The 10,116-nt window shown below is 73.4% G+C and carries 10 protein-coding genes and 1 pseudogene; 9 read left to right on the top strand and 2 right to left on the bottom strand.

The genetic code is table 11. The features are described from left to right. Positions 1-361: pseudogene (locus AB0J86_RS34500) on the top strand (ABC transporter substrate-binding protein); the annotation flags it as partial. A 127-nt stretch (positions 362-488) separates the two neighbouring features. Here the strand turns inward: AB0J86_RS34500 and AB0J86_RS34495 are convergent. Next, positions 489-1,061, bottom strand: a complete 573-nt coding sequence (locus AB0J86_RS34495) for a nucleosidase (protein ID WP_363861895.1) — start codon at positions 1,059-1,061, stop codon at positions 489-491. Positions 1,062-1,240: 179 nt separating this feature from the next. On the opposite strand from AB0J86_RS34495, the gene AB0J86_RS34490 reads away from it, so the two are divergent. From AB0J86_RS34490 to AB0J86_RS34475, 4 genes are all read left to right on the top strand, one after another. Beyond that, the gene (locus AB0J86_RS34490) at positions 1,241-2,362 is read left to right on the top strand and encodes an LLM class flavin-dependent oxidoreductase (protein ID WP_363861894.1); all 1,122 of its coding nucleotides are present in this window, start codon (positions 1,241-1,243) and stop codon (positions 2,360-2,362) included. A 125-nt stretch (positions 2,363-2,487) separates the two neighbouring features. Next, a complete protein-coding gene (locus AB0J86_RS34485) occupies positions 2,488-2,952 on the top strand; it encodes a hypothetical protein (protein ID WP_363861893.1) in 465 nt (154 codons plus the stop codon). An 84-nt stretch (positions 2,953-3,036) separates the two neighbouring features. Beyond that, on the top strand, positions 3,037-5,184 hold the full coding sequence (locus tag AB0J86_RS34480; RefSeq protein ID WP_363861897.1) for a glycosyltransferase: 2,148 nt from the start codon (positions 3,037-3,039) through the stop codon (positions 5,182-5,184). A gap of 40 nt (positions 5,185-5,224) precedes the next feature. Further along, positions 5,225-5,866, top strand: a complete 642-nt coding sequence (locus AB0J86_RS34475; protein WP_363861892.1) for a hypothetical protein — start codon at positions 5,225-5,227, stop codon at positions 5,864-5,866. Between the two features lie 30 nt (positions 5,867-5,896). Here the strand turns inward: AB0J86_RS34475 and AB0J86_RS34470 are convergent, their stop codons facing one another. Next, positions 5,897-6,178 carry a hypothetical protein gene (locus tag AB0J86_RS34470; protein ID WP_363861891.1) on the bottom strand — a complete coding sequence of 94 codons (282 nt, stop codon included), beginning with the start codon at positions 6,176-6,178 and terminating at the stop codon, positions 5,897-5,899. A gap of 296 nt (positions 6,179-6,474) precedes the next feature. On the opposite strand from AB0J86_RS34470, the gene AB0J86_RS34465 reads away from it, so the two are divergent. From AB0J86_RS34465 to AB0J86_RS34450, 4 genes are all read left to right on the top strand, one after another. After that, positions 6,475-6,846 (top strand): ribonuclease domain-containing protein, encoded by a 372-nt coding sequence (locus AB0J86_RS34465; protein WP_363861896.1) that lies wholly within the window; start codon positions 6,475-6,477, stop codon positions 6,844-6,846. A gap of 114 nt (positions 6,847-6,960) precedes the next feature. Then, positions 6,961-7,545 (top strand): barstar family protein, encoded by a 585-nt coding sequence (locus AB0J86_RS34460; RefSeq protein ID WP_363861890.1) that lies wholly within the window; start codon positions 6,961-6,963, stop codon positions 7,543-7,545. Between the two features lie 208 nt (positions 7,546-7,753). After that, positions 7,754-8,440 (top strand): FKBP-type peptidyl-prolyl cis-trans isomerase, encoded by a 687-nt coding sequence (locus AB0J86_RS34455; RefSeq protein WP_363861889.1) that lies wholly within the window; start codon positions 7,754-7,756, stop codon positions 8,438-8,440. A 58-nt stretch (positions 8,441-8,498) separates the two neighbouring features. Beyond that, a partial coding sequence (locus tag AB0J86_RS34450; protein ID WP_363861888.1) for a DUF6528 family protein occupies positions 8,499-10,116 on the top strand: 1,618 nt, incomplete at its 3' end.

Here is a 10,116-nt window from a genome sequence, read left to right as displayed (position 1 = left end):
CGCGACCTTCCGCCAGATGATCAACGCGCACCAGATGCGGGGCCCGTACCGGGCGGCCTGGCAGCAGGACTACCCGGACGTGGAGAACTGGGTCACCCCGCTCTACGTCACCGGCGGTTCCTCCAACGACGGCCTGTACAGCAACCCGCAGGTGGACGCGCTCGCCAAGGAGGCCCAGGCCGCGCCGGACATCGACGCCGCGCACGCCAAGCTGCAGCAGGCACTGGCGATCGTGGACCAGGACGTTCCGTCGATCCCGGTCTACTTCTACAACGAGCAGTGGGGCTTCTCGGACAAGCTGAGCAAGGTCGAGACCACCAACGTCGGCGAGATCGACCTCTCGTCGGTCGTGCTGAAGTAACGGCGAGCAGCCGGTAACGGAACCACCCGCGACACCACGAGCGCCCCGGAGCACCCGCTCCGGGGCGCTCGCCCGTACCCGGCCGGGCCGCGGCAGCGGTGGCGGTGGCGGCGTGCTGAGTGACGGCTCAGCCGAGGTTCCGGCCCACCCACTCGGCGAGCGCGCGGGCGCAGCCGTCCACCGACTCCTGCCAGGTACGGGCCGCCCCGTCCCCCGCGTCGTCGCTGACGTGTTTGATCACCCGGACCGCCACGCCCGCGTCCTGGGCGACCTGCACGATCGCGTACCCCTCCATGTCGACCAGGTGCGCGTGCGCCGCGAGCCGGGCCCGGGCCGTCTCCTCGGCGATGAAGCTGTCACCGGTGGCCAGCACCGGTCCGGTGCCGGTGAGGGTCCGCGGCGCGCCGACCGTCAGGCCGGTCAGCGCACGCAGGAAATCGGTGTCCAGGTCGTGTTGGAGGACCCGGCCGACCTCAAGGGTCCCCGTCCAGCCGGGCTGCAGCGCGCCGGCGGTACCGAGGTTGACCACCGCCGACGGCGCGGGGCCCCGGCCGAGCACGGTCGCCAGCGCCGCCGCCGCGTTGACCTTACCCATGCCGGTGAGCAGGACCGGCAGGTCCACGTCGAGGTGGGCCGCCTCCTCCTCGATCGCGAGTACGAGCAACGGCCGGTCCGGGGTGACGACGCCACGAAGATCCACGAGGCCATGTTATGAGGCCATGCCCTACCGCGCCGGCCAGGGCGAGGGCCGGCCGGCGGCCCGAGGGGCGGGTCGGCGGCGCCGCCTGGCACAATCGGCGGCGGAATAGTTGACGAGTCAACGATGTTTCCCGGGGTGTCCGTGGCCGGGAGACCGGTCCCCAGGGTGAGGAGCTGGTCATGCAGTTCGGTGTCTTTACCGTCGGCGACGTCACGCCGGATCCGACGAACGGGCGGGAACCGTCCGAGCACGAGCGGATCAAGGCGATGGTCGCCATCGCGCTGAAGGCGGAGGAGGTCGGCCTCGACGTCTTCGCCACCGGCGAGCACCACAACCCGCCGTTCGTACCGTCGTCCCCGACGACCATGCTCGGTCACATCGCGGCGCGGACCAGCCGGCTGCTGCTCTCCACCGCCACCACGCTGATCACCACCAACGACCCGGTGAAGATCGCGGAGGACTACGCGATGCTGCAACACCTGGCCGACGGCCGGGTCGACCTGATGATGGGACGCGGCAACACCGGCCCGGTCTACCCCTGGTTCGGCAAGGACATCCGCGCCGGCATCCCGCTCGCCATCGAGAACTACGCCCTGCTGCACAAGCTGTGGCGCGAGGACGTGGTCGACTGGAAGGGCCGGTACCGCACCCCACTGCAGTCGTTCACCTCGACCCCGCGCCCGCTCGACGGCGTACCGCCGTTCGTCTGGCACGGCTCGATCCGCAGCCCGGAGATCGCCGAGCAGGCGGCCTACTACGGCGACGGCTTCTTCGCCAACCACATCTTCTGGCCCAAGGAGCACACCCAGCGGATGGTGGGGCTGTACCGCGAACGGTTCGCGCACTACGGCCACGGCTCGGCCGACCAGGCCATCGTCGGCCTCGGCGGGCAGGTCTTCATGCGGAAGAACTCCCAGGACGCGGTGCGCGAGTTCCGGCCGTACTTCGACAACGCGCCGGTCTACGGCCACGGCCCGTCGCTGGAGGAGTTCACCGCCGAGACGCCGCTGACCGTGGGCAGCCCGCAGCAGGTCATCGACCGGACCCTGAGCTTCCGCGAGTACGTCGGCGACTACCAGCGCCAGCTCTTCCTGCTGGACCACGCCGGCCTGCCGCTGAAGACCGTGCTGGAGCAGCTCGACATCCTCGGCGAGGAGGTCGTACCGGTGCTGCGCAAGGAGTTCGACGCACTGCGCCCCGCACACGTACCCGAGGCGCCGACGCACGCCTCGCTCCGGGCCGCGCGCGACGCGGCGGCGGCGGCCGGGGCGGCGGAGGCCACGGCCGAGCGGGACGCGTAGGGCATCGACGGGCGGGACGGTGCCCGGCGGGTCCGGGCACGCCGTCCGGGCCTACCGGATCGGCCACTCGGGCGAGGCTGATTCGTCGATCAGGGTCCGAGGGACGAGGTCTAGGATCGCCGATCGTGGACGACGCCCGAACCACCATCCTGCCGGCCATGCCGGAGCCGCCGCCGGTCTTCGTCGACGGCAGCGGTCGGCGGCGCCGCCGCGTCCGGCGCCTCGCCTACGGGGTGGGCATCGTGGGGCTCGGCTACTCGGTCCTGGTCGGCGTGAGCCTCGCCGGTGGCCCGGTGGCGCCCCGCACCGTCCTGCCCTTCTCCGACGGCTCCGCGCCGACCGCCGTACCGTCGCCCGACCCGTCGGCGAGCGCGCCCGCCGACGGGGCCGGCGCCACGCCGAGCGGCTCGGCCGCCGACAGGCCGGGCGCGGGCGCGGTGTCGCGGGTCAGGTCGCCTCGGCCGGCCAGCCACAGCGCGAGCGCCACGCCGTCGGGGAAGCCGAGCCAACCGGGCGGACGGACCGTCACGCCGTCCCCCACACACCGGACCGGCCCCCCGTGGTGGCCGCCGATCTGGCCGGGGAACTGACCGGTGCCGACCCCGTCGACGCCGGTACGCCGCGCCACCCCGGCCCGACGCATCGCACCCCGCCCGAGCCGGCTCATCCTCGCCATGCTGGCGCTCGTCGCGGTCAGCGTCCTGCTGGTCGAGGCGTACGTCAACGCGCAGTTCGTACCGGACGGCGTGCGCAGCGACGGCGACCAGAGCGCGGTGCCGGCCGCGATCGTCGAGGGCGGACCGATCATCAACACCGCGCACGGGCAGGCGCGCTCCTACCGGCTGCCGCCCAAGACGATCGCGCTCACCTTCGACGACGGCCCCGACCCCTGGTGGACCACCAAGATCCTCCAGGTGCTGCGGGAGCACGACGTGCACGCCACGTTCTTCGTGGTCGGCACCGAGGTGGTACGCCACCCCGACCTGGTCCGGCAGATCGCCCGGGACGGCAACGAACTCGGCGTCCACACCTTCACCCACCCGGACATGTCGAAGCTCCCGGCCTGGCGGCGCCGGCTGGAGTACTCGCAGACCCAGCTGGCCATCGCCCAGGCGACCGGGGTGGAGACCCCGCTGCTGCGCTTCCCGTACTCGTCGGTGGCCGGGGCGATCGACAACGTGAACTGGCCGCTCGTGCAGGAGGCCGGTGAGCTGGGCTACCTGACCGTCGTCAACGACACCGACAGCGACGACTGGGCCCGGCCCGGCGTGGCGCAGATCATCAAGAACGCCACCCCGCCCGGCGACGACGGCACCATCACCCTCTTCCACGACGCCGGCGGCGACCGCGCCGAGACCGTCGCCGCGCTCAACCGGTTCATCCCCGAGATGAAGGCCCGCGGCTTCCGGTTCACCACGGTCACCGAGGGGCTGAACCTGGCGCTGGCCACCTCCGCCACGCCGCAGACGGTCGCCGCCACCCCGGCCCGTACCGCCGACCGCTGGCGCGGGGCGGCGCTGATGTGGGTCGTACGCATCGCCGACGGCGTCATCGACGGGCTCGGCGTGCTCTTCGTCGTCGTCGGGGTGCTGGCCCTCGGACGTACCCTGCTGCTCTTCGTCCTCGCGGGCCGGCACGCCCGGCGCCGCCGCTCCCGCGACTGGTCCTGGGGGCCACCGGTGACCGAACCGGTCTCGGTGATCGTGCCGGCCTACAACGAGAAGGAGGGCATCGCGGCGGCGGTGCGCTCGCTCGCCTCCGGCGACCACACCGAGATCGAGGTCATCGTGGTGGACGACGGCTCGACCGACGGCACCGCGGAGATCGCGGCCGGGCTCAACCTGCCCAACGTGCGGGTGGTCCGCAAGCCCAACGGCGGCAAGCCGAGCGCGCTGAACACCGGCGTCGCGCTCGCCCGGCACGACCTGATCGTGATGGTGGACGGCGACACCATCTTCGAGCCCGACTCGATCCGTCACCTGGTCCAGCCCTTCGCCGACCCACAGGTCGGCGCGGTCGCCGGCAACGTCAAGGTCGGCAACCGGCGCAGCCTGGTCGCCAAGTGGCAGCACATCGAGTACGTCATCGGCTTCAACCTCGACCGCCGCCTCTACGAGACGCTGCGCTGCATGCCGACGGTGCCGGGGGCGATCGGCGCGTTCCGGCGCCAGGCGCTGGCGTACGCGGGCGGCATGAGCGACGAGACGCTGGCCGAGGACACCGACATCACCATGGCGCTCTGCCGGGCCGGCTGGAAGGTCGTGTACGAGGAGAAGGCCCGGGCCTGGACCGAGGCGCCGGCCACCTTCGGGCAGCTCTGGAAGCAGCGCTACCGGTGGAGCTACGGCACCATGCAGGCGATGTGGAAGCACCGGGGCGCGCTCTTCGAGCACGGCGCCTCCGGCCGCTTCGGCCGCCGTGGCCTGCCGTTCCTGGCCCTGTTCGGGGTGGCCCTGCCGGTGCTCGCGCCGGTGATCGACCTGCTGGCCGTCTACGGGCTGTTCTTCTTCGACCGTACCGAGACCATCCTGGCGTGGCTGGCGATGCTCGGGCTACAGCTGATCACCGCGGTCGTCGCGTTCCGGCTGGACCGGGAGAAGCTGCGGGTGCTCTGGTCGCTGCCGCTGCAGCAGTTCGCCTACCGGCAGCTGATGTACCTGGTGCTGCTGCAGTCGCTGGCCACCGCGCTGACCGGGGCCCGGCTGCGCTGGCACAAGCTGCACCGGACCGGTCAGGCCGGCGCCGCCCGGCAGCAGGTACCCGAGCCGCGGGTACCACTGGAGGAGTCGATCACCGAGGTGCTGCCGACCTCACGCCGCTGATCAGCGGGCGGGAGGCGCGGGCAGGGGCTACCCTCGGTCGGTGAACTGGCTCGACGTGATCGGCTGGGCCGGATCAGCGCTGCTGGTCTGGTCGCTGCTGCAGACCCGCATCCTGCGCCTGCGGGCGCTCAACCTGGTCGGCTGCCTGGTGCTCATCGGCTTCAACGCCGCCCTGCGGGTCTGGCCGATGGTCGGCCTCAACGTGGTCCTCGCTGTGATCAACATCTGGTACCTCGCCCGGATGCTGGCGACGCGGCACGACGAGCGGGCGTACGAGGTGGTCGAGGTCGGCACCGAGGACGGGTTCCTGGCGCACACCCTGCGCGTGCACGCGGCCGACATCGCCCGGTTCAACCCCGGCTTCCGGCCCGACGTCGGTGGACCGGGCCGCTCGGCGTACCTGGTGCTCCGCGCCGACGAGGTGGTCGGCGTCGTGCTCGTCCGCGACGGCGGCGGGCGGGTGGCGCACGTCGAGCTCGACTACGTGACCCAGCGGTTCCGGGACTTCACCCCGGGCGAGTTCGTGTACCGGCGCAGCCGGCTCTTCACCGACCGGGGCTACCGCCGGGTCGTCACCCCGCCGGGCATGGTGGCGCCGTACTACGACCGGCTCGGCTTCCGCCGCCAGGGCGAGTCGTACGTGTTGGAGCTGCCGGCCGAACCGGTCCGCGCCGCCGCCTGACGTCCCCCGCACCCCGACGTCCCCCGCGATCTAGGGCAAATCCGCGTGATTGGAGATCAACTCACGCGGATTTGCCCTAGATCGACGCACACCCCGGATGCCGAGCACGCCGGTGGCGGTGGCGAGCGCCAGCGACACGATGATGATCAGCGCGTGCACCCAGAAGAAGCCGGTCGGTGAGCCCTGCCCGGAGACGCCCGCGGACCAGGCGCGCGGGTCGTCCCAGATCGCCACGGCGAACCGGGGCCAGATCACCCAGGCCCAGATCCCCACGACGAGCAGGAAGATCGACCAGCCGCGCGACAGCGTCATGGGTGGCGAGTATGCCAGGCCGGCAGCGCAGGTGACCCGCCGCCACCAGGTTCGCGGCGGCACCGGGTCGCCGTCGCGGGCAGAATTCATCGCGGATTGCCGATCCGTTTGATCGACACCCCTTCCCCCGGGACCACCCGATGCCGAAACTGATGCGTGGCCCGCACACGACGCGGGTCGATGTCTTCTTCCGCTCCACGGCATTGGAGGACCCCTTGACCACCCTCGCCACCCGCCTGAGGAACGCCGGCGCCCGTTCGCGTCGTCTGACCGGCTCGCTCGCGCTGCTCACGGCCATGGTCGCCGCCGTGCTGGCCGGCCCCGCGGTGATCGCGCCCACGCACACCGACGCCGCCGAGGCCGCCGTCTACAGCTCCTGCACCATCTCCCGCTGCGCGGACGCCCGTACGGCCCGGTCGGGCTGGGCGAGCCGGGGCTTCCCGACCACCCGCGGCTGGGTGTCGTGGAGCGGCGGCCTCTGCAACTTCGCCGGCGGCCAGTACTACAACTACGAGGGTGAGCTGCCGGCGAACGCGACCTACTACGAGTACGACGTCTACCCCCGCTCGTGCGGCGCCTCCCGGGACGCCTACCGGATCATCGTGAACAAGAGCACCGGCGCGACCTGGTTCTCCCCGAACCACTACAGCGACTTCTACCGGCTCTGAGCCCGCACCGCGGCTAGGACCTGAATCGTCGACGGTCGCGGGCCGACCCGCCCGCGACCCCCTCCCGCCGGGTCGGGCGGGCACCACCCACCCGGCCCGGCGCAGGATGTGACCATGAACGAACCGCACCAGCCCGCGCCGCCCGCGTGGCTCACGATCGCCACCGCCGTCCCGAGCGGCGACGCGGCGGGCCGGACCCCGCCGGGCGCGCCGGCCCGCGCCGCCGCGCCGGGCGGTGACGCCGCGCCGGGCGGTGACGCCGCGCCGGGCGGTGACGCCGCGCCGGGCGGTGACGCCGCGCCGGGCGGTGACGCGGGCACCGCTCCCCCGGTACCGCTCGACGGCGCCGCCGGCCGCACCCGCGCCGGGCTCCTCGCCGCGCTGGCCGGGGCGCTGCGGCTGCCGGCGCACTTCGGCCACAACTGGGACGCGCTCTCCGACAGCCTCCGCGACCTGCTCGCCGCCGGACCGCTCGCGCTCCTGGTCGACCGGGCCGGCGAGCTGCTCGCCGACGAACCGCCCGCGCAGTTCGCCAGCCTGTTGACCGTGCTCGACGACGCCGCGACGGAGGCGCCGGGGCGGCTCCGGGTGGTGCTGCGTACCGATCCGGCGGGGGCCGATCCACTGCGCCGCCGCGTCCGGTACGCCCTCGGCGCGCGGGACGCCACCAACCCGGCCGAACGCGCCAGCGGGGCCTGACCCTTCGCCGCGCCCCGGGTACCGCCCCCGGCCCACCGCCGGGTCCGCCCGCCGCGCCCGGGTACCGCCGGGGCCGCCCGCCGCCGTCAAGATCGGTTTCGGGGCGGACGGGGCCGGGCTGGCGCGGGTACGGTGTGCGGTGCCCGCCACGGCGCGACGCCGGGCCGGCCAGGCACACGACGTCGGTCAGCAGGGAGTCGGTAGAGAGATGAGCGATCGGACCCAGAGCCGCAAGCGCAGCGGTTCGGTTGACTGGCAGTCGATGACCAAGGCCGAGCGGCGGGCGGCGGCCAAGGCCGCCGCCGCGAAGGCCGCAGCGGCCCGCAAGCGGCGGCAGGCGCTGCTCGGCGCGCTCGCCGGCCTCGCGGTGGTCGTGGTGATCGTCGGCGCGTTCCTGCTCTTCGGGCACGGCTCCGACGACGGCGGCGCCACCGGTACCGGCAGCGCCGCGGACGCGTCGGCCAGCGCGCCCGCCGGCGACGCCGCCACGAACCCGGCCTTCCCGCCGCTGCCCGACGGGGCCGACCCGGCGCTCGGCAGCAAGCCGAAGGCGACCGCCGGCAAGGGGGAGCTGACCAAGCTCACGGTCACCCCGCTGATCGAGGGCAAGGGCCCGGCGGTCCAGTCCGGCCAGCAGATCACGGTCAACTACGTCGGGGTGTCGTACCGGACCGGCGAGGAGTTCGACGCCTCCTGGAACCGCTCCGAGCCGTTCTCCTTTCAGCTCGGCGGCGGCAACGTCATCCAGGGCTGGGACCAGGGCCTGGTCGGCGCGAAGGTGGGCAGCCGGGTGCAGCTGGACATCCCGGCGGAGCTGGGCTACGGCGAGCACCCCGCCGGCGGTCAGCCGGGCGGCCCGCTGCGCTTCGTCGTGGACGTGCTCGCCGCGCGGTGACGGCGGCCCGCGGCCCGTACGATACGGCTCTCGTATCGACGGATCGCGGGGGTGCCTGGTGGTCGGAAGGAAACTCGCCCGGGCCGCGCTCGGTTGCGCCCTGGTGGTCGGCTCGGCCGTGATGGTCGGCTCGACCGTCGTGGTCGGGCCGGCCCCGGTTCGGGCCGCCGCGGGCGACTACTGGGTGGTCGGGGGCGACCAGGGGACGGGCCAGCTCGTCGCGCTCGACCCGGCGGTGGCCGACTGGAGCACCGCCGCGGCGGTGAAGTGGACGTGGCAGGCGAGCACGGCGCGCGGCTTCTCGGCGGCAGAGGTGGCGGCGTCCCGGCAGCTCACCGACTTCAAGCTGCGCGATTCGGTGACCGGCGGCGGGCAGCGCTTCGTCGTCGCCGCCGGGTCGAGCAGCGGCCTCGCGGCGGTCGTCAACTACCCCGGCGGAACCCGCGTCTGGGCCAGGGTGCTCCCGGGCAACGTGCACTCGGCGGAGCTGCTCCCGGACGGCAACGTCGCCGTCGCCGCGTCGGACGGCAACTGGGTACGGGTCTACGCCTCGTCCCAGGGCCCGAACGCGGCGAGCTACGCCCAGTACGACCTGAAGGCCGCGCACGCGACGCTCTGGGACCCGGCCGTCATGCGGCTCTGGGTGATCGGGCAGGACCCGACGGACGGGAGCCAGATCCTCACCGCGCTGCGGGTGGGCGGCACCCCGGCGAAGCCGGTCCTGCGGGAGGACACCGCCCGGCGCCGGACCCTCCCCTCCGCCTGGGGCCACGACGTCTCCCCGTACCTGCACGACGCGGGCAAGCTCTGGGTGAGCACCCAGACGGGCGAGTACCTCTTCGACAAGGCGAGCGGGGCCTTCACCACCGTCGGGACGCGGACCTTCGTCAAGGCCGTGAGCAACCAGCCGTCGGGACAGCGGGTGGAGACCAAGGCGGACGCGACGAAGGCGAAGCCGGGTGCCTGCGCCACGGTCAACGACTGGTGTACCGACACCGTGGACTTCTTCGGGCCCGACGCCACCCGCCGGCGCCCGGGTGCCCAGTTCTACAAGGCCCGGGTCTGGAGCCCGTACTACGGCGCGGTCGACCGGACGCTGCACGGTACGGTCCAGCTCGACACCCGGGCGGCGGACGGCGCCTGGAGCGGCCCGGCTCCGGTCGACGGCAACGCCTCGATCACGCGGGTCGCCGGCGCGGCGCTGCCGGACGGCACGCTGCACGTGCTGACGCTGGTGCCGGGCAGCGGCGTCTGGGACCGCACCCGCACCACCGGCGGCACCTGGACCGGCTCGACCAAGATCGACAGCAACGGCGCCATCACCGCACTCTCCGCCGCCGCCCTGCCCGATGGCACCCTCCACGTCCAGACCCTCGTACCCGGCAGCGGCATCTGGGACCGCACCCGCACCACCACCGGCACCTGGACCGGCTCGACCAAGATCGACGACAACGGCGCCATCACCGCACTCTCCGCCGCCGCCCTGCCCGACGGCACCCTCCACGTCCAGACCCTCGTACCCGGCAGCGGCATCTGGGACCGCACCCGCACCACCACCGGCACCTGGACCAGCTCAACCAGGATCGACGACAACGGCGCCATCACCGCACTCTCCGCCGCCGCCCTGCCCGACGGCACCCTCCACGTCCAGACCCTCGTACCCGGCAGCGGCATCT

The organism is Micromonospora sp. NPDC049559, from assembly GCF_040676675.1.
GTDB lineage: Bacteria > Actinomycetota > Actinomycetes > Mycobacteriales > Micromonosporaceae > JBFAPK01.
This window is presented reverse-complemented; position numbering and strand designations above follow the sequence as displayed.

Bases quoted from the DNA above. Each gene is read 5' to 3' on its own strand.
- AB0J86_RS34490 (WP_363861894.1), top strand. From the start codon at position 1,241: ATGCAGTTCGGTGTCTTTACCGTCGGCGACGTCACGCCGGATCCGACG.
- AB0J86_RS34480 (WP_363861897.1), top strand. From the start codon at position 3,037: ATGCTGGCGCTCGTCGCGGTCAGCGTCCTGCTGGTCGAGGCGTACGTC.
- AB0J86_RS34470 (WP_363861891.1), bottom strand. From the start codon at position 6,178: ATGACGCTGTCGCGCGGCTGGTCGATCTTCCTGCTCGTCGTGGGGATC.
- AB0J86_RS34465 (WP_363861896.1), top strand. From the start codon at position 6,475: ATGGTCGCCGCCGTGCTGGCCGGCCCCGCGGTGATCGCGCCCACGCAC.
- AB0J86_RS34460 (WP_363861890.1), top strand. From the start codon at position 6,961: ATGAACGAACCGCACCAGCCCGCGCCGCCCGCGTGGCTCACGATCGCC.
- AB0J86_RS34455 (WP_363861889.1), top strand. From the start codon at position 7,754: ATGAGCGATCGGACCCAGAGCCGCAAGCGCAGCGGTTCGGTTGACTGG.